This is a genomic window from Pseudomonas sp. ef1, assembly GCF_007293365.2.
Classification (GTDB): domain Bacteria; phylum Pseudomonadota; class Gammaproteobacteria; order Pseudomonadales; family Pseudomonadaceae; genus Aquipseudomonas; species Aquipseudomonas siliginis.
In genome coordinates this window covers 2,556,076-2,579,029 of sequence record NZ_CM129815.1, presented here as the reverse complement: position 1 = coordinate 2,579,029, position 22,954 = coordinate 2,556,076, and the positions used below count along the sequence as shown (strand labels likewise).

General features: G+C 53.5%; 25 protein-coding genes and 4 pseudogenes. 14 read left to right on the top strand and 15 right to left on the bottom strand.

The genetic code is table 11. The annotated features are described in order from the left end of the window. Window positions 1-25 precede the first annotated feature (25 nt). The gene (locus FEE99_RS11735; RefSeq protein WP_041479743.1) at window positions 26-1,165 is read left to right on the top strand and encodes a glutathione-independent formaldehyde dehydrogenase; all 1,140 of its coding nucleotides are present in this window, start codon (window positions 26-28) and stop codon (window positions 1,163-1,165) included. 677 nt (window positions 1,166-1,842) lie between these two features. On the opposite strand, the pseudogene FEE99_RS11730 reads toward FEE99_RS11735, so the two are convergent. Together FEE99_RS11730 and FEE99_RS11725 are read right to left on the bottom strand one after the other, a co-directional pair. After that, window positions 1,843-2,535, bottom strand: a pseudogene (locus FEE99_RS11730) (HAD family hydrolase). Between the two features lie 70 nt (window positions 2,536-2,605). After that, a protein-coding gene (locus FEE99_RS11725) for an IS5 family transposase (protein WP_156497531.1) occupies window positions 2,606-3,458 on the bottom strand; the annotation gives its coding sequence in 2 pieces (ribosomal slippage) (window positions 2,606-3,115 and window positions 3,117-3,458; 852 coding nt in all). 66 nt (window positions 3,459-3,524) lie between these two features. Between FEE99_RS11725 and FEE99_RS11720 the strand changes: the two are divergent. Together FEE99_RS11720 and FEE99_RS11715 are read left to right on the top strand one after the other, a co-directional pair. Beyond that, window positions 3,525-4,103: pseudogene (locus FEE99_RS11720) on the top strand (SLC13 family permease); the annotation flags it as partial. Window positions 4,104-4,149: 46 nt separating this feature from the next. After that, window positions 4,150-5,373, top strand: a complete 1,224-nt coding sequence (locus FEE99_RS11715) for an isocitrate/isopropylmalate dehydrogenase family protein (RefSeq protein ID WP_081932505.1) — start codon at window positions 4,150-4,152, stop codon at window positions 5,371-5,373. On the opposite strand, the gene FEE99_RS11710 is transcribed toward FEE99_RS11715, so the two are convergent. Then, window positions 5,304-5,669: a histone-like nucleoid-structuring protein, MvaT/MvaU family gene (locus FEE99_RS11710; protein ID WP_081932507.1), complete on the bottom strand. Its 366-nt coding sequence runs from the start codon at window positions 5,667-5,669 to the stop codon at window positions 5,304-5,306. The two genes, FEE99_RS11715 and FEE99_RS11710, sit on opposite strands and share 70 nt — an antisense overlap. Before the next feature lie 176 nt (window positions 5,670-5,845). After that, window positions 5,846-6,556: an SOS response-associated peptidase gene (locus FEE99_RS11705; protein ID WP_041478809.1), complete on the bottom strand. Its 711-nt coding sequence runs from the start codon at window positions 6,554-6,556 to the stop codon at window positions 5,846-5,848. Window positions 6,557-6,654: 98 nt separating this feature from the next. Here FEE99_RS11705 and FEE99_RS11700 point away from each other — a divergent pair, with 98 nt between their 5' ends. Continuing rightward, window positions 6,655-7,086 (top strand): LexA family protein, encoded by a 432-nt coding sequence (locus FEE99_RS11700; protein WP_041478810.1) that lies wholly within the window; start codon window positions 6,655-6,657, stop codon window positions 7,084-7,086. Then, window positions 7,073-8,352, top strand: a pseudogene (gene umuC / locus FEE99_RS11695) (translesion error-prone DNA polymerase V subunit UmuC). Before FEE99_RS11700 ends, umuC begins: the two are co-directional and overlap by 14 nt. A 184-nt stretch (window positions 8,353-8,536) precedes the next feature. Here umuC and FEE99_RS11690 read toward each other — a convergent pair. Beyond that, entirely contained in the window at window positions 8,537-8,872 is a 336-nt protein-coding gene (locus tag FEE99_RS11690) for a response regulator (protein ID WP_237143811.1), read from the bottom strand. After that, on the bottom strand, window positions 8,869-11,052 hold the full coding sequence (locus FEE99_RS11685; protein ID WP_041478811.1) for a PAS domain-containing sensor histidine kinase: 2,184 nt from the start codon (window positions 11,050-11,052) through the stop codon (window positions 8,869-8,871). Before FEE99_RS11685 ends, FEE99_RS11690 begins: the two co-directional genes overlap by 4 nt. Window positions 11,053-11,361: 309 nt before the next feature. On the opposite strand from FEE99_RS11685, the gene FEE99_RS11680 reads away from it, so the two are divergent. The 3 genes from FEE99_RS11680 to FEE99_RS11670 all read left to right on the top strand — a co-directional run bounded on the left by FEE99_RS11680 (window position 11,362) and on the right by FEE99_RS11670 (window position 13,799). After that, on the top strand, window positions 11,362-11,829 hold the full coding sequence (locus FEE99_RS11680; protein WP_041478812.1) for a metallophosphoesterase family protein: 468 nt from the start codon (window positions 11,362-11,364) through the stop codon (window positions 11,827-11,829). Between the two features lie 455 nt (window positions 11,830-12,284). Beyond that, a complete protein-coding gene (locus tag FEE99_RS11675) occupies window positions 12,285-12,986 on the top strand; it encodes a glutathione S-transferase family protein (protein ID WP_041478813.1) in 702 nt (233 codons plus the stop codon). 249 nt (window positions 12,987-13,235) lie between these two features. Continuing rightward, window positions 13,236-13,799, top strand: coding sequence for a TetR/AcrR family transcriptional regulator (locus FEE99_RS11670; RefSeq protein WP_041478814.1), 564 nt, complete (start codon window positions 13,236-13,238; stop codon window positions 13,797-13,799). Between the two features lie 100 nt (window positions 13,800-13,899). On the opposite strand, the gene FEE99_RS11665 is transcribed toward FEE99_RS11670, so the two are convergent. Continuing rightward, entirely contained in the window at window positions 13,900-14,361 is a 462-nt protein-coding gene (locus FEE99_RS11665; protein ID WP_041478815.1) for a RidA family protein, read from the bottom strand. 214 nt (window positions 14,362-14,575) lie between these two features. Between FEE99_RS11665 and FEE99_RS11660 the strand changes: the two genes are divergently transcribed. From FEE99_RS11660 to FEE99_RS11650, 3 genes are all read left to right on the top strand, one after another. Then, entirely contained in the window at window positions 14,576-14,809 is a 234-nt protein-coding gene (locus FEE99_RS11660) for an AraC family transcriptional regulator (RefSeq protein ID WP_305965253.1), read from the top strand. Between the two features lie 30 nt (window positions 14,810-14,839). After that, entirely contained in the window at window positions 14,840-14,968 is a 129-nt protein-coding gene (locus tag FEE99_RS11655; RefSeq protein ID WP_335340678.1) for a helix-turn-helix domain-containing protein, read from the top strand. A gap of 206 nt (window positions 14,969-15,174) precedes the next feature. Next, window positions 15,175-15,336 (top strand): type II toxin-antitoxin system CcdA family antitoxin, encoded by a 162-nt coding sequence (locus FEE99_RS11650; RefSeq protein WP_041478923.1) that lies wholly within the window; start codon window positions 15,175-15,177, stop codon window positions 15,334-15,336. Window positions 15,337-15,634: 298 nt separating this feature from the next. On the opposite strand, the gene FEE99_RS11645 is transcribed toward FEE99_RS11650, so the two are convergent. Then, window positions 15,635-16,180: a hypothetical protein gene (locus FEE99_RS11645; protein WP_041478816.1), complete on the bottom strand. Its 546-nt coding sequence runs from the start codon at window positions 16,178-16,180 to the stop codon at window positions 15,635-15,637. 341 nt (window positions 16,181-16,521) lie between these two features. Here FEE99_RS11645 and FEE99_RS11640 point away from each other — a divergent pair, with 341 nt between their 5' ends. Further along, window positions 16,522-16,779, top strand: a complete 258-nt coding sequence (locus FEE99_RS11640; RefSeq protein ID WP_041478817.1) for a hypothetical protein — start codon at window positions 16,522-16,524, stop codon at window positions 16,777-16,779. 377 nt (window positions 16,780-17,156) lie between these two features. On the opposite strand, the gene FEE99_RS11635 is transcribed toward FEE99_RS11640, so the two are convergent. The 3 genes from FEE99_RS11635 to FEE99_RS11625 form a co-directional block, all read right to left on the bottom strand. Then, window positions 17,157-17,537, bottom strand: a complete 381-nt coding sequence (locus FEE99_RS11635) for a hypothetical protein (protein WP_041478818.1) — start codon at window positions 17,535-17,537, stop codon at window positions 17,157-17,159. A 12-nt stretch (window positions 17,538-17,549) separates the two neighbouring features. Then, complete coding sequence (locus tag FEE99_RS11630) at window positions 17,550-17,945, bottom strand: hypothetical protein (protein WP_081932509.1); 396 nt, start codon at window positions 17,943-17,945, stop codon at window positions 17,550-17,552. Window positions 17,946-18,026: 81 nt separating this feature from the next. Further along, complete coding sequence (locus tag FEE99_RS11625; protein ID WP_305965252.1) at window positions 18,027-18,527, bottom strand: DUF6957 family protein; 501 nt, start codon at window positions 18,525-18,527, stop codon at window positions 18,027-18,029. A gap of 27 nt (window positions 18,528-18,554) precedes the next feature. Here FEE99_RS11625 and FEE99_RS11620 point away from each other — a divergent pair, with 27 nt between their 5' ends. Continuing rightward, window positions 18,555-19,016 (top strand): helix-turn-helix domain-containing protein, encoded by a 462-nt coding sequence (locus FEE99_RS11620; protein ID WP_041478820.1) that lies wholly within the window; start codon window positions 18,555-18,557, stop codon window positions 19,014-19,016. Window positions 19,017-19,180: 164 nt separating this feature from the next. Here the strand turns inward: FEE99_RS11620 and FEE99_RS11615 are convergent, their stop codons facing one another. Continuing rightward, window positions 19,181-19,390, bottom strand: coding sequence for a DUF6957 family protein (locus FEE99_RS11615; RefSeq protein ID WP_371924046.1), 210 nt, complete (start codon window positions 19,388-19,390; stop codon window positions 19,181-19,183). Between the two features lie 524 nt (window positions 19,391-19,914). On the opposite strand from FEE99_RS11615, the pseudogene FEE99_RS11610 reads away from it, so the two are divergent. Then, window positions 19,915-20,520, top strand: a pseudogene (locus FEE99_RS11610) (mechanosensitive ion channel domain-containing protein); the annotation flags it as partial. Window positions 20,521-20,610: 90 nt separating this feature from the next. Here FEE99_RS11610 and FEE99_RS11605 read toward each other — a convergent pair. From FEE99_RS11605 to FEE99_RS11595, 3 genes are all read right to left on the bottom strand, one after another. Then, window positions 20,611-21,468 (bottom strand): carboxylate/amino acid/amine transporter, encoded by an 858-nt coding sequence (locus FEE99_RS11605; protein ID WP_041478821.1) that lies wholly within the window; start codon window positions 21,466-21,468, stop codon window positions 20,611-20,613. A 327-nt stretch (window positions 21,469-21,795) separates the two neighbouring features. Continuing rightward, on the bottom strand, window positions 21,796-22,395 hold the full coding sequence (locus FEE99_RS11600; protein ID WP_041478822.1) for an FMN-dependent NADH-azoreductase: 600 nt from the start codon (window positions 22,393-22,395) through the stop codon (window positions 21,796-21,798). Between the two features lie 232 nt (window positions 22,396-22,627). Next, the gene (locus FEE99_RS11595; protein ID WP_016771198.1) at window positions 22,628-22,942 is read right to left on the bottom strand and encodes a hypothetical protein; all 315 of its coding nucleotides are present in this window, start codon (window positions 22,940-22,942) and stop codon (window positions 22,628-22,630) included. Window positions 22,943-22,954 lie beyond the last annotated feature (12 nt).

Sequence of the window (22,954 nt, the reverse complement as noted above, 5' to 3'; positions counted from 1 at the left end):
TTCGTCTTGCTTCTGGGAGAATGCAATGAAAGCCATCGTTTACAACGGCCCTCGTGACGTTAGTGTGCAAAATGTGCCGGACGCCAAAATCGAAAAACCTACCGACGCTCTGGTGCGAGTGACTGCCACAAACATCTGCGGATCTGATCTGCACATGTACGAAGGCCGTACTTCTTTTGAAACGGGCAGAGTGTTTGGCCATGAGAATCTGGGCGAGGTCATCGAAGTAGGCTCCGGCGTAGATCGGGTCAAGGTAGGAGATCTGGTATGCTTGCCATTCAACATCGGCTGCGGCTTTTGCGAAAACTGTGAAAAAGGCCTGACGGGGTTTTGCCTGACCGCTAACCCCGGCAGCGTGGGTGCGGCCTATGGGTTCGCTGACATGGGCCCGTATCAGGGGGGGCAGGCTGAACTACTTCGAGTGCCTTATGCAGACTTCAACTGCCTGGTGTTGCCCGAGGACGCGCAAGAACGTGAAGAAGATTACGTCATGCTCTCCGACATCTTCCCGACTGGTTGGCATGCAACCGAGTTGGCAGGCCTCCTTCCCGGGGAAAGTATTGCCATCTACGGCGCCGGCCCAGTTGGTTTGATGGCTGCCCACTCGGCCATGATCAAGGGTGCCTCTCAGGTGTTCGTAGTCGATAATCATCCTGACCGCTTGAAGCTTGCTGCTCAAATGGGCGCTACGCCCATCAACTCGCTTGAGAAAGAGGCGGTGGATCAGATCTTGAACTTGACCCATGGCAAGGGCACTGATCGCGGTTGCGAGTGCGTGGGTTATCAGTGCTGCGACCGCCATGGTCATGAAGCTAATCACCTGACCATGAACAACCTTGTCGCTTCGACCAAAGCGACCGGAGGCATCGGCGTCGTAGGTGTGTTCGTACCGCAAGACCCAGGAGCCAAAAATGAGCTGGCTAAGGAAGGCAAGATGGCTTTCGATTTCGGCGCTTTCTGGTTCAAGGGGCAGCAGATTCGAACGGGCCAAGCCAACGTCAAAGTCTACAACCGTCGCCTGGCTGAGCTAATCCACCATGGCCGAGCAAAACCTTCTCAGATCATCTCCCACCGTCTCAAGCTTGCCGAGGGCCCAGATGCCTATAAGCACTTCGACGCACGTGACGATGGCTGGACGAAGGTTGTACTCAAGCCAGCAGCTTAAACGCCAACCTCCGGTTTCGCCGGCTCCCTTTGGGCCGGCCTCTTCAGTAGAAAAGATTCAACAGCTAGCAGGAGAATGATCATGAAAAAGCTATCTATGTGCTTATGTCTATGCAGTGTATTCATGCTTCATGGATGCTTTGACAACGCGGATAACGCCACGAAAGACAATTCCAGTGGCACCAAGTCTTCTGTCCAAATGCAGGAAGGAAAGTCTGACGAGAATAAGTAGGGCAGCTAGGCGGCCCAGGTAGGAGTGAACATCCTGGGCCAGAGATAACTACAACAATAAATGGTGATCGAGATGAATTGCCTGATTTGTGTGGGAGCTGCACAACGCGTCATGTGCGACGGCCCGTGGGAAGAGCGTGACTGTCCGGTGTGCGGTCGGTATCGAATATCAGACGAGCTGATTCTCGCGTTGATGGATCAAGGGCAGATTTTCGATGTGCTTAAAGTCAGGGGCTGGCTAGATACGCGGCGAACTGAAGGTTTCCTGCCCTGCATCCAAAGTTCTGAAGGGCTACTGGTTACCGTTGTCGAGCCTACTTTAACGCCTGCGCAAGTGAAGTGAGTTTCAGTACGGCGCTGGGGGCTGCACTCTCCCAAAGCATCGAAATGTTATCGGCGAAACGCATGAATCTGCTGATAAAAAGCCCTGACGGTGATTATCGAAAATCAAGGTCGGGATGCTATTTCCTCAAAATGCTGCAATAGGTCTTGAGGATCCTCGTACACCCTCAGGGCTCCCGCTCTTTCTAGCTCGCTAATATCGTAGCCGCCGGAGAGCAAGCCCACACCTGTCGCTTTGCACCGCCTTGCTGCAAGCATGTCCCATATGGCGTCTCCAACCACTAAGCAGTCCTCAATGGGTCTCTTGAGCTTTTGCGCTGCGGCAAGGAAAAGATCTGGATCAGGCTTTCCATATTTGACATCGTCGCGGGTGATTATATTAATGTCGTTGATGTCTAAACCCAGCGCCTTTAAATTGATCTTGGCTGTAGAAACACCACCACTGGTTGCGATGCACCACTGTATATTTTCGTGGGTGAGCGTATTTAGTAGCTCGACTGAACCTGGGAGTGCCGTTATTTGGCTTTTGAGGGCCTCATACGCAGCCGCATGCTTTTTACTTAAGATTCTTCCTTGCTCGTCAGTAATTTCTACACCCGTTTCACGGGACAAGGTTTTTAACATCAGCACTCCGCTCATACCAATCTTCCGATGAATACGCCGTGTGTGTGTGTGTGTGTGTCATGGCCAGCGGGATATTCTCGGAATCGAGTGCCTCTTTCCATGCGGCTACGTTCTGGTACACGCTGTCGGTCAGCGTGCCATCAAGGTCGAATATAAAGATGTTTGGGGTCGCATGAGTATCCTCCAAGTTAATTAGAGCGGGCGCTATGGGTATATTGTTCGGGGCATGCGAGTAAATCGTCACCTAGGCTCTGTACGTAAAGTATTGTCGCAAGCACCGCATAGCGCAGGCCAATGAGACCATCGCCGCAAAACTTGTTGCGAGCTTGTCGAAGCGCGTCACGATGCGACGGTTCTCCTTCAGCCAGCCAAACATGCGTTCGATGATGTTGCGCTGCCGATATTTGGGGCGATCAAAAAGTCGAGGCAATCCTGGCTTGGTTTTGCGCTTCATGCTTCGCAACGGAATGACTGGCTGCATGCGATAACGATCACAATACTGGCGCAGCGCTTCAGCGTCGTAACCCTTGTCAGCCAGCAACCAGCGGCAACGCTTGCGTGGGCGACCGCGCAGGCTGGGTATGCAAGCCTGATCGAGTAGCGGTTGGGCATAGGCTATATCGCTGGCTTGTCCGCCTGACAACAGGAAACGCAGAGGCACACCATTGGCGTCGCACAGCATGTGAATCTTGGTCGTCAGGCCACCCCGGCTGCGCCCGAGCGCGTGGTCTTGCGGTTCTTCAAATCCCCTTTTTTCCCGGCACCTGATGAGCCCGGGTTGCTCGTACGGCAGTGGAGTCGATCATCCATGTTTCCAAGTCAATCAAACCCTGCTCATTCAATCGGATATGAAGACGCTTGAGCATCTGATCAAAAGCTCCGCAATCACGCCATCCCCGGAACCGTTGATAGATCGTTGACCAAGGGCCGAATCGTTCGGGCATGTCTCGCCAGGCTGCGCCAGAGCAAAGCACCCAGAGAATACCGTTTAGCATCAGGCGATCATCGGCCCGAGGGCGCCCGGTGCGCTGATTTTTGGTGAAGATATCTGCAACCAGATCCGAGGCTGCGTCGGGGAGTTCATACCGCTTTGCCATCTTGGCCTCCTGGCTTTAATGGCGGTGTATTTTACAGAAAATCGTATTTCTTGGGTTTACGTACAGAGCCTAGTAGTGGAGCTTCTGCCGCTGCCAATCCTGTTCATGATGGCTTTCTCGGTTGCTCTGGTGATCAACTACCCCAGCATTGATGACCAACGTCGACGTATTGCCGCTCATGCGCCGACCGCACTTAATCAGATAGCCATCTTCCTAGCAGCAGGTATTTTTGCGGGCATCTTGTCCGGGACGGGAATGGTAAAAGCCATGTCCGACACGCTTCTGTGGGCTTTACCTGAGTCGTGGGGTGCTTATCTCGCACCGATCACCGCCTTGATCAGCATTCCCGGCACCTTCTTCATGTCTAACGATGCGTTCTATTACGGCGTACTCCCAGTGCTGGCTCATGCTGCAGAGGCATACGGTATCTCCGCCGCAGAAATAGGACGCGCGTCTATGGCGGGTCAGCCGGTGCACCTACTCAGCCCACTGGTAGCCTCCACTTACTTACTCGTGGGTCTCGCCGGCGTGGAATTCAGCGACCATCAGAAATACACGTTCAAATGGTCACTCGCGCTATCCCTACTCATCATGATGTCTTCGATGTTATTGGGTTTGTTTCCCCTCTACTCAGTCGCAACGTAAAAAATGAACTCGGCTGGTGCTTCGTGCCAGCCAAGGAGCTAAGGCTATGCGTTTATTAGTGCTGTCGGGTGATGGTATTGGGCCCGAAATTGTGGATTCTTCCCTGTCTGTACTCTCGGCGGCAAACGAGAGATTCAGATTAGGACTGAGCTTTGATCATGACGATGTCGGCTTCACCAGCCTTGAAAAGTACGGCACTACTTTGCGCGATGAGGTGTTGGAAAAAGCGAAGAGGTACGCTGGCATTATCCTAGGTACTCAGTCTCATGCAGACTATCCTCCACCGGAAAAGGGAGGTCGCAATATCTCCGCAGCCTTCCGCACAGGCCTGGATCTATATGCGAACATCCGACCCGCCAGAACGCGCCCCTTCTTGCAGTCGAATTTGCGTGAAGGGAGAACCATGGACTTGGTGATCATGCGTGAGGCGACCGAAGGTTTTTATCCTGATCGCAATATGAGTCGGGGTTGGGGTGAGGTGATGCCGACGCAAGATATGGCACTCTCTACTCGCAAGATCACGCGTCAGTGCTGCGAAAGGATCGCACGCCGCGCCTTCGAACTTGCGTCAGTTAGAAGAAATAAGGTTACCGCTGTCCACAAGGTCAACAGTTTCCACATGACCGATGGCTTGTTCATGAACTGTGTACGCAGCGTCAGCCAAGACTTCCCTGATGTGCAGCTTGATGACTTGTTGGTAGATGCGTGTACTGCGCACCTCGTACGCAACCCGGAACGTTTCGATGTGTTGGTAACTACCAACTTCTACGGCGACATTCTTAGCGACCTGGCCAGTGAATTGTCAGGCAGTCTTGGCCTTGCCGGGTCGATTATGGCCAGTGAAAAATACTGCTGCGCGCAGGCCCAACATGGATCTGCCCCAGATATTGCCGGCCAAGATAAAGCCAATCCAGTGTCGATGATTCTCTCTGTGGCCATGCTGCTTGAATGGATGGGCAACCGTCATCAGCATAGCGGATGCGTTAGTGCATCAAACGCCATAACCGCAGCAGTAGATGCGGTATTAGAGGTGCCTGAGTTGCGCACTGGCGATATCGGAGGAACACTAGGCTGTAAATCGTTCGGGGAACATGTGGCTAAGCGGATTACTCAGACTGAGCATGAATACAAAACTGTTGATTTATCATTATGTCAGATGAAAAAAGGCCCTCGCGGGCCTTTTTTCAATTCAAGCCAAGATCATTTTGTCAGCCAAGACTCAACAGTCGCTGCGCCGTGCTTTGTTTTCCATTCCTTGAGCGTTTTGTGATTACCGCCCTTGGTTTCTACGACTTCGCCCGTGTGTGGATTTTTATAAACCTTCAACTGACGGGGCTTGCGACTGCCAACTTTGGACTCGACAGCTGTAGCGCGCCGACTCGGCTGTGGATCAAGCAGATTGATGACGTCCTTGAGGCTGTAGCCGTATTTTGCGAGCAAATCACGCAGCTTGGTTTCGAACTCAATTTCTTTTTTGAGCCCTGCGTCGCCCTTGAGGGCTTCCAGTGCCTGAAGCTGTTCGGCGAGGTGTTTTTCAAGCTGGCGGAATTCTGCGAGTTTGGACATGACAGGTCTCGATTAGATAGGTAACTAAGAGTGTATTGCAGTTCTGCATTTTATGCCCGCATCGTAACCGGGCTAGGGAAATTATAAATTAGCGATAATTATGGCTCGGCCATAATCCCAAATAATTGTGAGAGCTCGTCGTTCCGCCGACGAATACTGTCGGCTCTCGGTTTTAGTCAGTCGTCAACATCCGAAGCCAGAGATAGCGGCTGAATCAGGTGTGAGCCCTGATTACGAACATTCCCCACATCTTTGGCAACCTTGTACCAATGAAAATCCGTAGCAGGCCTGCAGTGCTCCATTGCGAGTTCGCGTGCTCGTTCAGGTGAAGTGTCGGGATCGATCCATTCACGGGCTTGCTCAGGCGATAAGACCAGGGGTTTGCGATCGTGGATATCGACCATGCCCTCATCACTCGCGGCGGTGATGATGACAAAGCCGTCGTGATCATTCGGCTCCATACCTTCGTGCACCTCGGCCAACCCTGCGAAGAACACGGGAATTTGCTCTTTCAGAGTGATGAAATACGGCTGCTTTTTCTTCGGATCTTCTTCGTCCTTGACCCACTCGAACCAGCCATTCGCTGGCGCGAGTACGCGTCCGTTTGGCCAGAGCTGATTGAAGAACTTGCCGGTGATGACGGTCTCGACTCTCGCGTTGATCGGGTCAGGACGCTTTCCTTTCGCCCAGAATGGCGCCCAGCCCCATCTGACCTTATCAATGCTCAAGCCATCCCGAACCGGCCGGATAATTTCCACCCGCGTCGACGGGGCGACGTTGTATCGCTCGACTGGCCAGAGGTCATAGCCATTGATCACCAATTGCCTTGGCGCAAGCTCCTTGAGGTAGTGATCCATCGATTCGTAGATCGAGTAGCGTCCGCACATGCTGTCACCCGTCGAATTGTCGTGCCTATGAGATTGACCGCAAGCGAACCAAATCGTTAACTGTATACTTGTACAGTTAATCTCCTAAGGCTTGCATCATGAGCATCACCCTCCTCGGCCCACTTGCTACTGGCGGTAAGCAGCTGCCCCTTTATTCATCCAAGGTACCGGCGGGCTTCCCTTCCCCTGCGGCTGACCACATCGAAAAGCACATTTCCCTGGATGAGCTGTTCGATATCAGGGCGCCGCACGTGTATCTGGTGAGGATTGATGGGGATAGCATGCAGGGCGCGGGCATCTATTCCGGGGATGTGGTGATCGTCGATCGAAGCATCGAAGCGGTCAGTGGCGATATCGTTATTGCCGCGTTGAATTCGGAGCCCTTCTGCAAGCGCCTGCTTCTGCGCGAGAACGCCGTGTTGCTTGTGTCAGAGAACCCAAAATATCCGGCTAGACATGTCATGGAAGGCGATGAGCTTGTGATCTGGGGCGTTGTGAAATACAGCGTGCGCGATCATGACAATACGTGAACCTGTCTTCGCCCTGATCGACTGCAACTCGTTTTACGCGAGCTGCGAGCGCGTCTTTAGACCCGACCTCGCCAAGACACCTATCGTGGTGCTGTCCAACAATGACGGCTGTGTGATCGCACGTAGCTACGACGCCAAGCCGTTCGTAAAAATGGGCAGCCGTACTTCCAGATCAAAGACCATCTACGCCGGCATGGAATCGTGGCCTTCAGCAGCAATTACGCTCTGTACGGCGACATGAGTGAGCGCGTCATGACGATCATCGAATCGGTGGTGCCGGCACTTGAGGTCTACAGCATTGATGAAGCATTTGCTGATTTGACTGGCATGCCTGGAGATCTGTCCGCGTTCGGCAGGCACATGCGCTCCACCCTTCTCAAACGCACAGGCATTCCAGTCGGGGTGGGTATTGCCGGCACCAAGACGCTGGCCAAGCTCGCCAACCACACAGCCAAACGGTTGCTCGATATCACCGGCGGCGTAGTGGATTTGTGCGATCCGTTCAAACGCGACTGGACGCTGCGCAACACCGACGTCGGCGAAGTCTGGGGCATTGGCAAGCGCATGAAGGCTCATCTGGAAACAATGGGCATCAAGATTGCGATGAACTTGGCAAAAGCCGATCCGTGGATGCTTCGTCAGAAATTCAGCGTGGTGATCGAGAAGACTGCTCGCGAGCTGGCCGGTACACCATGTCTAGAACTAGGGGAAGCTGACCCACCCAAGCAAGAGATTTGCTGCAGCAGAATGTTCGGTATGCGGCTGACAAAAATTGAGCCGATAAAGGAGGCCGTCGCCACCTACACTCAACGCGCAGCGGAAAAGCTCCGAGCGCAAAACTCGCTGTGCAAGAAGATCCGCGTCAGCATTCGCACCGGCATGTTCAATCCCGAGGAAGCGAAATATGCGAATGGAGCGCTGGTCGAGTTACCGTACCCGACCAATGACGTGCGGCTGATGACGAAGGCTGCGACCGAAGCAGTCAACCGTCTCTTCCGTCCCGGCTACAAGTACAGCAAGGCGGAAGTGCTGCTGATGGATCTGCGACAGCCTGGCGAATTCACTGATGACCTGTTCGCGCAATCCCAGCCGGCGATTTCAGACAAGGTGATGGGAGTGCTGGATGAGATTAATGGCCGCTGGGGAAAGGGAGTGCTGCGTTTAGCCAGCGTGCCGGCAACGCCTGGATGGGCGATGCGTCGGGAGCTTATGAGCCAGAGTTATACGACGAAGCTGGATCAGTTGTGGACGGTGAGCGCCAGGTAGCGACCACGAGATGGGCATCTACCGCCGCAGAAACGATCAGCCTTGAACGGCTGCACAATAGCTGCCGTTCATGCCTATCAGCAAGCAGCCATTACGAGTCGGGCAGCTGCGAGTACACCATCAAAACCAAGGCGTTTTCCAAAAAAGGCTTTATTAATCTAACGTCTCAGCGTTACTGCAATTTTCAACCGAAGATCGGTTTCCGAAAACGGCTTGTGCAGGACTGGACAGTCGGCAAACTCTCCCAGCAGGCCGCTGGCGCCGTAGCCGGTACTGAATAAAAAGGGATGTTGCGTGCGCGCAGAATCTGGGCTACCGGAAAGACGCGCTCTCCAGCCAAGTTCACGTCCAGAATCGCCAAGTCTACATCCACCACATTTGCTACGTGCAGGGCCTTCGCTAATTGGGCCTCGGAGGCAACCACCGTGCACCCTAAATCTTCGAGCATTTCCTCGATTAGCATGGCGATGGCGCCCTCGTCTTCAACCAGAAGCACCCTGATTCCTATAAACGAGGTCACGCTTTGTTCCCGACGATCATAAACGAGAAGCGACAGTGAACGCCCTCAGTGGCGAAGTCGAGTTCAAAAGAACCGCCTAGATCACGCTCGATGCAGCGTTTCATCAACCGCGAACCCAATCCTTCGCGCTCTGGCGTGGACACTAAGGGGCCGCGCTGTTCGCGCCAGTTCACGGTGAGTAGCGCGCCCCTCGGTTGGGGTTGAAGACTCCACCTAACGGAAAGTGTCCCCCTCTCGCTGGACATCGCCCCGTATTTAAGGGCGTTGATTGCCAGCTCATTGAGCGTCATGGTGAGATTCAGTGCGACGCGGGTGTCAACGTTGATCTCATCACCGGTGATCTCGATGCGGCCTGGCTCATGGCCAAATACCGGCATTAACACTTCATGGGCCAGCTGATCCAGCGGAGTAAGGCCCCAATGCCGCTTCGTCAGCAGGTCGTGGGCACGAGACAATGCAAGCAGCCGGGCTTCGAACCGGGTGTACCCATCCTTGGCATCCTGTGCATTGCGCGCTGTCTGGGCCGCCAAGGACTGAACCGTTGCCAGCGTGTTTTTGACTCGATGATTCAGTTCGTCAATGAGGTTTTTTTGTCGGTCTTCTGCCTGCTTTCGCTCGGTGATGTCCACCAGCATGTTGATGGCACCGATCAGGCTTCCATCCGCATCATGCAGGGGGGTCGGATAAGGCGCAAATGGCACGCGGGTGCCATCCGGACGCTCCGCAATGGCCTCGACGCCCCGAATGGGCCGATTTTCCTTGAGGGCCACGGCCATCGGGCATTGGTCGTGAGGAAGATAGGTGCCATCGGTGTTAAACAATTTCCAGGTTACGCACCACAGGTCGCCCAATTGCGGCGTTCGCCCCGACAACTCGACTGCCGCACGGTTATAGAATGTGATGCGCCCCTCAGCGTCAGTGGTGTACGTGGCCGCCGGCAGCGCTTCTAGTAGATTGCGCATGTGACGCTCGCTTTCTCGCAACCGGTTCTCCATCTCTCGGGCCAGCGTCACATCCTGGATGATGCGCACACCATAGCGGAACCTGCCGTCAGGAGCCCTTACCGATGAGCTATGAATATCGAGATAAAGCGGCTGGCCATCGAGCTTCATGGCCCTTTTGCGCAACACATAGTTGTCCAGGTTACCTGCCACCTGCCGTGCATATAACTCTGTGTCCTGCTCAAGGCTATCCGGATGGGTATAATCAAAAAAGGTCATCGATAGCAGCTGTTCGCGAGAGCGACCTAGCATGGTACAAAGGGCATCGTTCACCCGGAGTAGCCGGCCATCCTCTCCCGCCTCGGCAATTCCGATGGTCGCCGCCTCGTAGGTAGCCGCGAGCCGATCATCACTCTCTTGGCGCTCAACTTCAGCTTCATGCGCGCGCGTCACATCAACAGTAAAGCAACGTGTGTTGAAGAACTTGCCGTCTTCAAATCGCCCGTTAGAGGTAATCGCGACATGTTTGATGGTGCCGTCCCGAGCCCTCAGACGCGCCGGATAATTTTTCAGGCAGTCACCGCTACCGAGTTTATTGAGGATGTCCCCGATTATCGGCTCATCAACATGAAATTCTGTGATGTGGCGACCAATGTACTCGTTCGCTGAATAGCCTAGCAGCGACAACTCCGCTTTGTTGGCCCGAAGGATAATGCCCTCGCCGCTGACAATGTGGAGGCCTACGGCGCTGTTTTCGAAAAAATCTTCAAGATCGGAGCTTTTACGTCGCAATTCTTCGGCCATTGCATGGTGCATCGAGACGTCTTGAAAACAATTGATCGCGCCTTGGATTTCCCCACGCCGGTCTCTAAGGGTGCGGATATTCATGAGTGCTACGAAACGCGAACCATCCGGTCGCTCAATCAAGACTTCCTGGTTACGCGCACACAGGCCTGCGTTGAGCGTGGAGGCCATCGGACATTCGTCAACCGCTAATGGCGTGTTGTTTGTCGTATAAAGTCGGTATGAGCCGCAATAGCGGTCGCCGTCGACACCCAAAGCAGGCGCTCTTCCCCACAGATTGACCGCTTCGCTATTAAATCTGACCAGCCACCCGTCGCGGTCACAGAGGTAAATTGCCCCTGGAATGACATCGAGCGAATGGGCCCCCATGGCGACCAGACTCTCATACTCACTGGGTTCCCAAGTGTCCTTGGGGAACTCGTCAACATTCAACATGCTTCATCCTCAATACCTGTGCTTAAACGCGCTTGCTATCGGCGTCTTGGCTCTCCCTGAGAGTATCTCCTTAGACGGCATCCACCTCGAAAAAACTTCGTTTAATACAGCAAGACATTCGTGGGGCCCCAAGGCAGTAGATTAACGCGGGACGTTGTCAACGCCACTTATTGCGTTTCACTATCCTGAGACGTCTATCATTCATGCCGGTACGTGTGTGGAAGTGATACAGCGCTTCGAAGCGCTGATGAGCTGCTATGGGGTCGAAAACAGTCACTCCTACCCGAAACGTCCACGGAGAGTTGGCCCATGAAAACCGCCGTAATATCCGATACTCATAATCTCCTCCGCTCCGAAGCCATCGGCGCGCTTCAAGGCTGTGACCTGATCATCCACGCCGGCGACATCGGCAACCCGGACATCCTTGTCCAATTGTCCGAAATTGCTCCCGTCCACGCCGTGCGCGGCAACAATGATCTCAGCAGCCCGTGGGCCAAAGACCTCCCCGACCTTCTGACCTTCACTCTCAACGGCTGGCACACCCTCCTTATCCACGACATCGCCGACGTCCCCGCCGACCTAGATCCAGACATAAAGCTCATCATCACCGGCCATTCCCACAAACCGCGCATCGAATGGCGCGGCGATCGTCTCTACGTGAACCCTGGTAGCGCTGGCCCTCGGCGTTTCAAATTGCCGCTCACCCTGGCAATTCTCGAGATACAACCCGACAGCATCGAGCCGCGCCTAATTTCCCTGCTAGATCCCCCCGCCTGAAATTTCTACGTTTACCGCGATCCAGAACAGGGAATACACGCATGATCTGCAGCGACAACAGTTGCCGCAACGTTTTGTAGGAGGCGGAGTTCAAGCGCTTCGCGGCAGCCGGTTTCGAAACGGTCAGGGGAAAACTGTCCGGTAGTCACGTCTTGTCCAATTCACATTGGGCGGCGCGAAATAGGTGCCCATGCTGAGGATGTTGTGGCGGTTCCAATCCATGCAATCCCGCAGTCGGGATGACGCAGTTCTGTCTCGCGACCGATGTGAGATCCCACGCCCTTCCCGAGCTCCAGCGAGCGATTCACCTCAATCGAACCGATGCAGCCAGAACATCCCAATAAAAATGTACCTAACGAATGTTAGATAGGTGTTGACGCGCACTGAGTCGCTCGCTAAGGTTTGTCTACCTAACGACAGATAGATAACCCAACCTCCACTATGTAGGATCGACCATGACTAATAAACTTCAGCTCTTCACTTCGCCTTCGGCATTTCCAAACCCACAGCGTCTGCGTCTGTTCATGCACGAAAAGGGCATCGCCGACCAATTTACCGAAACCATCTACGACATGTCCCCTGTAGGCGAACAGCGTGGCTGGCGTCATTTGAATTTGAATCCGTGGGGCGAAACGCCCACCCTGCAACTGGCAGACGGCAGCTACATTTCCGAAACGGCTGCCATCGTTCGTTATCTTGACCAAGAGTATCCCGGTCGCAAATTAATGGGAGCGACCGCACTAGAACAGGGTCTGGATAACATGTGGGACAATCGGGTGTGGGTGCACATCCTGTACCGCATCGTTACAGCGTTCCACGTGTTGCATACCGGGCTGGGCTTCAAGCTGGAACTGACCAAGAATGAGGCTTGGGGCGAACATTGCCGTAAGGAAGCTTTGGCTCACGCGGCACTGGTTAATCGTCATCTGTCAGATGGTCGCGAGTGGCTGCTCGGCGGCGATGCCCCGACCTTCTCGGACATTACCTTGGCAACCGCGATCGCCTTCTCGAAATTCCCGGTCAATGCCACTCCACTGGACGAGCGTTTTGAGTTCCTGGATGCGTACTGGCAGCGCTGGACAAAACGTCCAAGCTTCCAGGCTGCCTACGCTGATCGGAACAGCGGCATTCCTGAACTGGATTCGCCAGCCCAGTAACAGCGTCTCAATGGAAACTACGTCCGCCGAGATCGCCACAGCCCTGGCCTTCTCGGTGACCGTAATGATCTGACTCGTGTCGGTTCGCGATGCCGTTTACTGGCCATGATGGAACGGCCCCTACTTAAGCACCTAAGTCACGTTGAGCTCACGGCTCGCCGCCAACACTCTACCTGTCACACGGTAGGTCTTTGCTGTAAATTAGCTTTCCCAATTTTGAGAGATCGTCCCAAGACGAAAGGCACCAAGATGAGCGTCAACTCCAAAGAAGCCATTCTGCTGGCGGCCAAAAAAATTGCCCAATCGCAGGGCTACAATGGTTTGAATTTCCGCGACCTTGCGCAAGAAGTTGGCATCAAAGCGGCGAGCATTTACTACCATTTTCCAAGCAAAGCCGATCTAGGAATTGCGGTTGCCAAACGATATTGGGAGGACGGTGCGCTCGCACTCCAGACGATCGAATCTGAAAGCCCGTCTCCGATTGACGCACTGCGCCGCTTTCCTGAAATCTTCAGAAGATCGCTTGAGGCCGACAATCGCCTTTGTCTGGGTAGTTTCATGGGCGCTGAAACCGATACTTTGCCCATTGAGATGACAAAAGAAATTCAGACCTTTGCTGAGGTTAATACTGCATGGCTTAGCAAGCTTCTATTGGCTGCGAAGGTGTGTGAAGAAAATGAAAGTGAAGCTAGAGCACGTGCAATTTTCGCAGCTATTGTCGGTGCCCAGCTTTTGGCCAGAAGTCGCTCAGATATCTCGCTATTTGATTCTTTGGTCGACTCATACCGAGCGTTCGGGCCTCTGCCGGCTTAGCAACTGACAGCGATTCGCTGTGCCTTATCCTCTCCTAGCACGATCTCTGGTTCAATATCTGGGGGCCATTATCCAGGGCGATAGACACCGGGAGCGTCTCTTAGTCGGCGCGAGATCCGATGACCGCCTTGCAGACAATTTCAATCAGCTGTGAACGTTGAGCCAACCTGGATACACCGATGATATTGCTCGCGCACTGGGGGCGCTCAGTGCGATATGCGGCTTTGCGCACATCACCTACGACGGAGAATGCCGCGTCCATATCCAATACGTACAGCGTTTCTTCGACGACATCATCAAGGGTTGCTCCATAGAGCGCGAGCAGCTTGGCGATGTTGTCGTAGGAGGCGCGCATTTGCTCTCCTATCGACGAAAAATCGCTGGGTTTACCCTCGCTATTCAGGGGCGCGGGAGCAACGAGATTACCCTCCTCATCGTGGTTGAACTGACCCGAGATATAGATCTCGTTTCCGACTTTTCTGGCCTGGGGATAGCCGTAGCCCTCCTCCCATGAAACTCCCCAGTAAGCGGTGTTTTTGCCGTGCGGGTGTGAGGCAGCCATTGCTTTCTCCTTGCAGATGACGAATCGAATGATGTCGATTCGAGTTGTCGGGAGGCAAAGGCTAGCACCGGAAACGCTATTGAAAATGCGCATTTTTGCGCCTCTCGCAGCGCAAAAATGCGCCCCCATCACGACACGCATTCCGTTAAATTTTTTCCATCGACTGACCGCTGGATTGAGCTGATCAACCGGCTACTGGGAAAAAGGAATCAGGATGAAAAAGGAAACATGCGCGTCCTCACTTAAGGATTTGGCTAAACAAACCGGACACTTGAAACCTTGGCAGATCCAGCGCGCCAAGCAGGTGATGCTCGATAACCTGGACGCAGATATCTCCGTGGCAGCTATCGCACAGGCGTGTGCGCTATCGCGCAGCCATTTCACCCGTCAGTTTAAAAACAGCACTCCCGTCTCGCCCAAAGAACGGATGCGAGAGCAGCGGATTTAGAGGGGCAAGCAGCTGCTTCAGACGTCGAGATTGCTACTTGCGGACATTGCACTGGAGTGTGGCTTCTCTGACCAGTCTCACTTCTGTCGAACATTCGTGCGAACCGAAGGTGTGACTCCTAGGGCTTGGAAACAGAACAATCAATCGCCTGCGCTGTGATTTGATGAGCTGCATAACGGGGCGAGCGCACACGTGAGCTCGTCGGTAAGCTGCGTAAGCGACTAGGTTTTTCAGGATGCGTTGTCATGTTTGAATGTAAAGTCAGCGCTAAGATTTTAGATGAGTACACCAGTGCCAGGACTAGGAAAATGGCGAGTTTGTTTAAGGGTTACTCTTATGATCGCGGCCGAACGGGAGACGACACCATGCGCACTCAAGAAAAAATCCTCTTGGAACAGGCTTTGGCCGAGGCCCTAAAGAAGCAACAGGCCGAGCAATGGCTGGCAGAGAACAGCGAAGCCGTAAATGCCTACAACAGAGAAGTGGAAGCCCACGGCGTGTTCAGCGATCAAGTACGGAGTTTCTGATACCTGAGCGAGTTTGAAACTCCCTAGAAACGACAGTGAACGAGACTTAGTAGGGCCAGAGCAGCGAGGTCGTAAATTAAGGCGCACTCACCCAAGCCCGGGAAAAGTTGATCTAAATCGAGCGTAAGCGCTTTCTTATCCAATTACACACTCAATCACACCCATTAAGCCTGTCTGCGTAGCTCTCGTTACCTACGAATATGCGCTCATGACACGCTTAGTATCGTGAGGAGAGCCTTGCTGACTCTCAGCCAAGGTTCCTCCAGCATTCAAATCGATACTTTTGCCGATCAAACTTTTAAACGATATGTTTGTATGATTTCAGGTAATCAAATAGTGCACTATTCGCCAGATCAAAAGAGGCTCTGTCTGATGTTGCGTGCCCGGTACTCCACTCGATGCGCCTGTCCCATATACTCCAGACACGCGTGTCGAGTGAATTGGCAGAATCAGCAAGCTCCAAGCAGAGCTGAGCGACGTGCCTTGGGCTCAAAAGAAATTCATCTTTTCCCTTTTTGAATCCGACAACACCATCTCGCCTAGTTTTAAGAAACACCATGTTTGCGGGGTAATCCAAATCTTCCCCAGTTCCCTCGTAAAGCCAACCCGTCGCGAAAAATTTGTCTGACTCCGGGAGTGTGGCGTCATGGAACCCCATCCCCATTGCCACTCCCCTCTGGAAAGTTTTTTTGGGTATCGCACTTACATTATGGATCTGTCCATTAAGCCATGGCATATCGAAACGTCCAAGACCAGTGCGTAGAGCTGCCATTAGAAATCCTTGAGCCAGCAAATCAGCTTGAGTTGGGCTCAAGTGGTAGGCGTACTCATCAATTCTGAGCACGACTTGGTCTCCGTCCCTGAAGGCGCCTATAAGACTAGAAGTCTCACAGGCTATTCGGCCTCGGAGATAATCATATGGGTGTGTTGATTCATGCGTGGTGACGGTAGCCATATATCTTTAGCCTCTCAGCGCGTTTATTTGTTTGTTTATTTGTTAAACGGCTCAAAACCGAGAATACTTTAGCTCCAATCAAAAAATATTTTTGCGTTTGGTTCTGCGTTGTGAAAAACAGTACGCACGACACAACTCAATATTGACCAACGGCCAAAAATCGATATTATTGACCCTGTGCACGATGCCCACTTTTTCTATATTCAGGAATAGATCTTTAAGGGCGTCGCATGAAATTCCTTATCAGCTTCATTCGCATCGACACGACTATACCCGACGACTTATGGGCCAATCGCTCTGCATTGAGTTGCGTGTGCCACGAATACGTGACGACTGACACGTCTGATTTTCAGGACTGCAGCAACTTGCGCGACATCGAAGCAGCCTTCGAAGCCAATAAGAATTATGCAGAGGATGGTGATAGCTTGCTCTGCCCTCAAGCTATGATCAAAGTTATTCGGATCGAGCCTGTACCTGATACAGCCTGATCTTTCCAGTACGTTCCTTGTTCGACTAACGCGGAAGAGGCTGCCGGTTTAATCATCGGTCTCTTCCTTGATATGCTATTCGCCGAATGCACCTAAGTGAATACTCCTACGGGGGATCGTTGAAAAAATGCCCTGAGCAAGAAACATCCGGAGATTTCGTGCATTAACTCCGCAATTTCCCAATTTTCTTTTTGAGAGTAATTAAAGTTGGTTACGAATTCGTTGAGATCAAAGCCCATCTCAACCAAGGTGGCCCGAATCTGTGGTGGCTCTCAAAAAATCCCTGCAATTCAAATAACTTCGCGCTTTCTGATAAGTTTGATTGTCATGAAGCCTCGTGGGCGCTCAATCAGTTTGCTAGAGCGCGAGTGAGAAGCTCACTGAATCGAAGGGGGGTCTTGGATTGCCTGGCTCGAAACCATCAGAAAGTTACGCAGGGTTTGTCGGCCGATATCACGTTGAAACGTCGCGATGACGTATCGCGAGTTGAGCGTGTTGAGAACCCAGAATCGGCCTTCACGGCGGGCGCAAATGATGTCAGAGGTACGCATGTAGTGACCGTCATCGAAACGTCCGAACGGGCCTTTACGCGTGTGGCCAAAGACGACTCCTACGGCAACATTGTTGCTGATGGCAACGCCGCAAAGATAGGCCGTGATGGGGCCATCGAAATTTTCGTTTTGGGCTTTTGCGATTCTTCTAAGATCAAAGTCAGAAAGGCGTTTACTGTGAAATTCCAGAATGATAGGACTTTTCATTTGGCTGCCTTTTTACTGACCGCCACTCAAATACATCTGCGTAAGATTTGAGAGAGAGCGGTGGTTGAATTTTTTCTGAAATGAGTCGTGATATACAGAACCGTTTTCCAAGTGCATCAAACACACAGGAATGTCATTGACATCATTACCTACAGACACGCTCGACAACCTATCCATCTTCCAATCATTCCCACCATTAATCCTCGGCGGTGTGATCGCCCGGACAGATTTGACCACAATTCCCTTGTCTTGGGACTTGATTACTTCTCGCAGTCTGTATTCATCATTGATCATGAGTTCAAGCTCAAAAACTCTACCGCCTTCCTGCGCCTCGACTACAACGTGGTACCAATGCGTTCGGAGTACGCGCGACACAGCGTTCCAGTGTGCTAGGCCTTCGCCAAACATCGTTAGTCTTCCCTCAAGATCATCTTTATATGTTCGGAACATCAAAGGTCTCGCGTATATCTCTGGCAGGGCCTAAGAGAATTAAAAAATTGAGAAAATAGCTTGGATAGATGCTGACTTGCGGTGCCCGGGGCCAAGCAAAACATAGACAGAATTCCGAGTGACGAACAAAAAACCGTCAGTGAACGCAGTCCCCATGCTCGATCTTACCCAGTGACCTGGTTCGAAGCGTTGCTGTTCATCGTCGACCACTTTGTGGGCAAACATAAACATTGGCTGACAACCAGCGGCGGCCACTTTGGCTCGTTCATCCTCGGTGACGATGGCATCCATAATTACCCATTCTTCAACGGCGCAGAGGGGCATCCATTTGTAGATCTTCTTGGCCAATGCGAGGGCTTCGTCGAGGGAGAGATCAGACCCCTGTAATTCAACGCCTGAATCACCTAAGAGGCCGACGTCAAAAGCGCTATCCACACCCCACCCCCTCTTTTTGTCAATATTCAATAAATTCGAGCGGGGGCGAAGAGCCGCCACACCTACAAATATATATGTTTGTGTGGCGGCAGGCAAATGCGACATACCGTCTCCTTTTATCGGGATACTGAAATGTCGCTGCGCAAATCATATGCAGCAGTAGTTCAACTGCTTCGCGTGCAGAAAGGCCTGTCCCAGACGGAGCTTTCTGGTTCTGTAACACAAGCGCACATCAGCGCCCTTGAGCTTGGAAAAAGCTCCGCAACTGTCGACACGAGTGTCCAGATTGCCGCCGCGCTGAAGGTTGAGCCAATCACCCTACTCGCACTCGCTATCGCATCTCATGAGAAACGGACAATACGTGAAGTCCTCCTGGCTTCACTGGCGGAGGCAGAAGCTTTAGGGCTGGCAGATAATCCCCTACCTACAAAAACGCAAGCAACGGTTCCTCCAGGCGTGCTGGAGGCGCGGAAGAAGTGGCTGGATGTTCAGGAGTTAAAAGCCCGAGGTTTCAGTCAATCTCAAGCGTCGAAGGAGTTGGGCATACCTGAAAGCACGCTGCGGAGGCTGTGGCATAAAGCATTCCAGAGCTAAATGGTCGGAATAGAAGTTCTGGACATTGACGCCGAGGTGGTACCAGGGAGAGCTCGGGACACGCCATGCTAATGCAGCACCCCATCACCAAACATTCCGGGAATGCCTGGCATAGCAGCTTTGTGCCAACGGAAGATATTTTGGTCTCTGAAACAGTCGAGTCGTCAGGAGTGAGGCGGTGACACCTGACAGATGGAGGAGATGCCTTCCAGCGAAGACGACTTCCGTTGTCCTAGCCCCTTGAGCACATAGACGGTGTTCCTGGTTTCGAAGAGATAGCTGTCATCAAAGGTTCGAGCGATTGTTGACCTAACCCAGTCGCAAGGTCGAACCGCCGCTGTTCCGTGAACGATTTTGTAGGCAAACACAAACATAGGCTGGCATCCAGCCGCAGCCAACTTGGACTGCTTTCATCTGTGAGGATGGCATCCAGGTTCACCCAGTTTCAGCGACGCAAAACGGCATGCATTTGTACCGTTTTCGAGCCGCGAGAATTAAGTCCTCTAGGAGGGGGAGCCATCAGTTCAAAACCACCCTCCCCAAGCAGTCATCGTTGCTAGGACTAACCATCAAGCACTACCCGTCGTGCAGGACGGCACATTGTCTTTGGGGTCTACCGTGACGTACAGCACTTGGGTGCATTTCTCGGTAAATCGCTACTAGGGCGTGGAGGCCAGGATCTGAGTCGCGGAGGCCCATCTTGCCTCAATGATTTACTGGATCTTTAGAGGTTCCGATGGCGGACATTGGTCAGAGTGTGAGACTGCACCGGACATGCTGCGCTTCGCCAGCATCGGCGACTGTCCATTTCCGCATCCAAAATTCCGGACAGCTCCATTTTTGCATTAAGCCCGGTTTTACTGGGCTGAATGCTGTCCATATTTTTAGAAGCTCACTATTACGGGGATTCGACAAGACGATCGTCTCGATCCCCACCTGGCGGCTGATGTCCGAGTCATTCAAGAACTGGCGCGGCATGCAGCAGTCCGGCGGTCGGCGGATCAAGCGCAGCCTGTTCATTGATGCCAGCGGCGTGCGCTTCATTCGCGACGACGAGGAAGAAAAGCTCTCGCAGGTGCACCTGCTGACCGACTACATGGGCCGCAAGAAAGCCGAGCTCAAGGCCTGGAATGAGGCGCAGGGCAATGTCGCGGCGATGTCGGCCAACCGCCGCCGCATGACCAATATCGGCACCTTCCGCGCCTATGCACTGGCGTATCTGAAGAGTCATCCGGAGATTCAGCCGAACATGACCTGCATGGTCCGGCAGATGCAAACCACCGCGCAGGGCATTCCGCTGGAAATCTACTGCTTCACCCGCACCACGGTGTGGGCCGATTACGAGCGGATTCAGGGGGATATTTTCGATTACCTGCTGGCGGTGTTGCCGGAGTTCGGGCTGAGTCTGTATCAACAGCCGAGTGGCGGGGATTTGCGCGCCGGGTTGCTGCCGGCGGTGTTGGGCTCGGCGAGTATTCCCGAGCCGGAAAAACACCTGATGTAACTTACTGATCACATGTAGGAGCTGCCGAAGGCAGCGATCTTCTGATGTTCAAGATCAAAAGATCGCAGCCTTCGGCAGCTCCTGCACGGGTTACGCAGTGCGTTTAATGCCCAACCGACTGATCCACACCGCTGCCAGAATCACACCCCCGCCAAGGAACAACCGCCCCAGTTCCTCATGCTGATTCCAGATCAGCAGATTCAACAGCAACCCCACCGGCACGTGCAGGTTGTTCATCACCGCCAGTGTTCCGCCGTTGACCATGCATGCGCCCTTGTTCCACCAGTACAGACCCAATGCAGTCGAGACCAGACCGAGAAACAGCAACACGCCCCATTGCAGCGGCGCTTCCGGGAGAAAGTTCGACTTGCCGAACAACAGGAACGCTGGCAGCACAACCGCCAATGCACCGAGGTAGAAATAACCGAAACGGCGGTAATGCGGCAGATCGCTCGGATGCTTCGCCACCAGATGCTTGTACAGGACCTGCCCGGCGGCATAAGTGAAGTTGGCCAGTTGCAGCAGCAGAAAGCCCATGAAGAAGTCGGGACTGATGCTGTCGAAGCGAATCACCGCCGCACCGCCGACTGCTACCAGCGCAGCAATCAACGCCCACGGGTTGAAGCGACGGTTCAGCGCGTCTTCGATCAATGTCACGTGCAGCGGCGTGAGAATGGTGAACAGCAACACCTCCGGCACCGTCAGCACGCGGAAGCTCAGGTACAGGCAGACGTAAGTCACACCAAACTGCAACGCACCGATCAGCAACATGCCACGCATGAACGCCGGCTCCACCGAACGCCAGCGCGTCAACGGAATGAACACCAGCCCCGCCAGCACCACACGCACCAGCACCGCAAAGTAACTGTCGACATGCCCTGCCAGGTACTCGCCGATCAGACTGAAGGAAAACGCCTGGATCAGCGTGACAAAAAGTAGATAGCCCATGCTCGCCTCGAAAATCGAATGGCGGCGACGATAGCGGTTTTTACTTTCTGGAACCAACACAAATCCCCATGTAGGAGCTGACGCAGGCTGCGATCTTTTGATCTTGTTTTTTAAAGTCAAAAGATCGCAGCCTGCGGCAGCTCCTACAGAGGGATTGCTTGAAGCAGAAAATATCGCAGGCAAAAAAAAGCCCGATCTCGCTAAAGCGTTCAATCGGGCTACAGCACTCAGGAGCAAAAGTGCAAAGGGAGGTTCGATGCGCGTGGAACCTTGAAGGGGTTGCGCCAGGTCACTTAAACAATCGGCGATTATCTGGCGATTAACCGATCAAGCGACCTGAGACAATTTGGCGTTGGCCTGATTCAGGCCCTTCTCCTGGAAGTCACCGCCCAGGTTCATGCCCTCAGCATGGATAAAAGTCACGTCGTTGATCCCGATGAAACCCATCACCTGCCGCAAGTACGGTTCCTGATGATCCGCCGGGCCACCGGCATACACGCCACCGCGAGCGGTCAGGACAAAGGCGCGCTTGCCGCTGAGCAGACCTTGCGGGCCGGTTTCGGTGTACTTGAAGGTCACCCCCGCACGCAGCACATGGTCAAGCCAGGCCTTGAGCGTGCTCGGGATCGCAAAGTTGTACATCGGTGCAGCCATCACCAGCACGTCGGCGGCGAGCAGCTCATCAGTCAATTGGTTGGAACGGTCCAGCGACGCCTGTTCGCTGTCGTTGCGCTGTTCGGCGGGCTTCATCCAGCCGCCCAGCAAGTTGGCGTCCAGGTGCGGCACCGGGTTGGCGGCGAGGTCACGCACGGTGATCTGATCGGCAGGGTGCGCGGCTTTCCACTGAGCGATGAAGGTCTGGGTCAGTTGACGGGAAACCGAATCTTGCTGGCGGGCACTGCTTTCGATGATCAGAACGCGGGACATGGTGTGTAGCCTCCATCCGAAAATGTTGTAAGTCGATGGAGTGAAGGTTAAACAGAGTCGAATCGATGAAAAAGCGCAAATATCCGCTGTAATCCATCGATAAATTCGTTTATAAGCTAGACCCATATCCCCTGTGGGAGCGAGCCTGCTCGCGAAAGCGGAATGTCAGTCACATCATCTCTGGATGACACTCCGTCTTCGCGAGCAGGCTCGCTCCCACAGGGAAATAGCGTTATTTCGGGGTGCAGGTCAGTTTGATGCGCAGCTTGATGATCTCGCGGGTGAACTTGGCCGTGGCGTTTTTATGCTTGCCGGCCGGGACATCGATGCTGCGCGTGCGCGGTGCTTCCGGGCCGTTGCTGAACACCGCACGGCAGGTCGCGTCGACATCACCGTAGTTGGCCACACGGATCGAGCCGATGTCGTTGTCCGTGTCGTAAGTCTCGTAGTCGATCTTCATGCCGTTGAGATCCTTTTGCACATCGATCGGATAGGCAAACGCGGTCAACGGCAGCAGCGCCAGCACCACACAACAGAATTTTTTCATTCGGCAGTCTCC

Excerpts from the sequence above, each read along its gene's own strand:
- FEE99_RS11660 (WP_305965253.1), top strand. The coding sequence starts at position 14,576 with ATGAAAAAGGAAACATGCGCGTCCTCACTTAAGGATTTGGCTAAACAA.
- FEE99_RS11640 (WP_041478817.1), top strand. The coding sequence starts at position 16,522 with ATGAAATTCCTTATCAGCTTCATTCGCATCGACACGACTATACCCGAC.
- FEE99_RS11625 (WP_305965252.1), bottom strand. The coding sequence starts at position 18,527 with ATGTCGCATTTGCCTGCCGCCACACAAACATATATATTTGTAGGTGTG.
- FEE99_RS11710 (WP_081932507.1), bottom strand. The coding sequence starts at position 5,669 with ATGTCCAAACTCGCAGAATTCCGCCAGCTTGAAAAACACCTCGCCGAA.
- FEE99_RS11735 (WP_041479743.1), top strand. The coding sequence starts at position 26 with ATGAAAGCCATCGTTTACAACGGCCCTCGTGACGTTAGTGTGCAAAAT.
- FEE99_RS11635 (WP_041478818.1), bottom strand. The coding sequence starts at position 17,537 with ATGAAAAGTCCTATCATTCTGGAATTTCACAGTAAACGCCTTTCTGAC.
- FEE99_RS11615 (WP_371924046.1), bottom strand. The coding sequence starts at position 19,390 with ATGTTTGTGTTTGCCTACAAAATCGTTCACGGAACAGCGGCGGTTCGA.
- FEE99_RS11620 (WP_041478820.1), top strand. The coding sequence starts at position 18,555 with ATGTCGCTGCGCAAATCATATGCAGCAGTAGTTCAACTGCTTCGCGTG.
- FEE99_RS11680 (WP_041478812.1), top strand. The coding sequence starts at position 11,362 with ATGAAAACCGCCGTAATATCCGATACTCATAATCTCCTCCGCTCCGAA.
- FEE99_RS11630 (WP_081932509.1), bottom strand. The coding sequence starts at position 17,945 with ATGTTTGGCGAAGGCCTAGCACACTGGAACGCTGTGTCGCGCGTACTC.
- FEE99_RS11715 (WP_081932505.1), top strand. The coding sequence starts at position 4,150 with ATGCGTTTATTAGTGCTGTCGGGTGATGGTATTGGGCCCGAAATTGTG.
- FEE99_RS11705 (WP_041478809.1), bottom strand. The coding sequence starts at position 6,556 with ATGTGCGGACGCTACTCGATCTACGAATCGATGGATCACTACCTCAAG.
- FEE99_RS11670 (WP_041478814.1), top strand. The coding sequence starts at position 13,236 with ATGAGCGTCAACTCCAAAGAAGCCATTCTGCTGGCGGCCAAAAAAATT.
- FEE99_RS11665 (WP_041478815.1), bottom strand. The coding sequence starts at position 14,361 with ATGGCTGCCTCACACCCGCACGGCAAAAACACCGCTTACTGGGGAGTT.
- FEE99_RS11685 (WP_041478811.1), bottom strand. The coding sequence starts at position 11,052 with ATGTTGAATGTTGACGAGTTCCCCAAGGACACTTGGGAACCCAGTGAG.
- FEE99_RS11700 (WP_041478810.1), top strand. The coding sequence starts at position 6,655 with ATGAGCATCACCCTCCTCGGCCCACTTGCTACTGGCGGTAAGCAGCTG.
- FEE99_RS11600 (WP_041478822.1), bottom strand. The coding sequence starts at position 22,395 with ATGTCCCGCGTTCTGATCATCGAAAGCAGTGCCCGCCAGCAAGATTCG.
- FEE99_RS11595 (WP_016771198.1), bottom strand. The coding sequence starts at position 22,942 with ATGAAAAAATTCTGTTGTGTGGTGCTGGCGCTGCTGCCGTTGACCGCG.
- FEE99_RS11605 (WP_041478821.1), bottom strand. The coding sequence starts at position 21,468 with ATGGGCTATCTACTTTTTGTCACGCTGATCCAGGCGTTTTCCTTCAGT.
- FEE99_RS11675 (WP_041478813.1), top strand. The coding sequence starts at position 12,285 with ATGACTAATAAACTTCAGCTCTTCACTTCGCCTTCGGCATTTCCAAAC.
- FEE99_RS11650 (WP_041478923.1), top strand. The coding sequence starts at position 15,175 with ATGCGCACTCAAGAAAAAATCCTCTTGGAACAGGCTTTGGCCGAGGCC.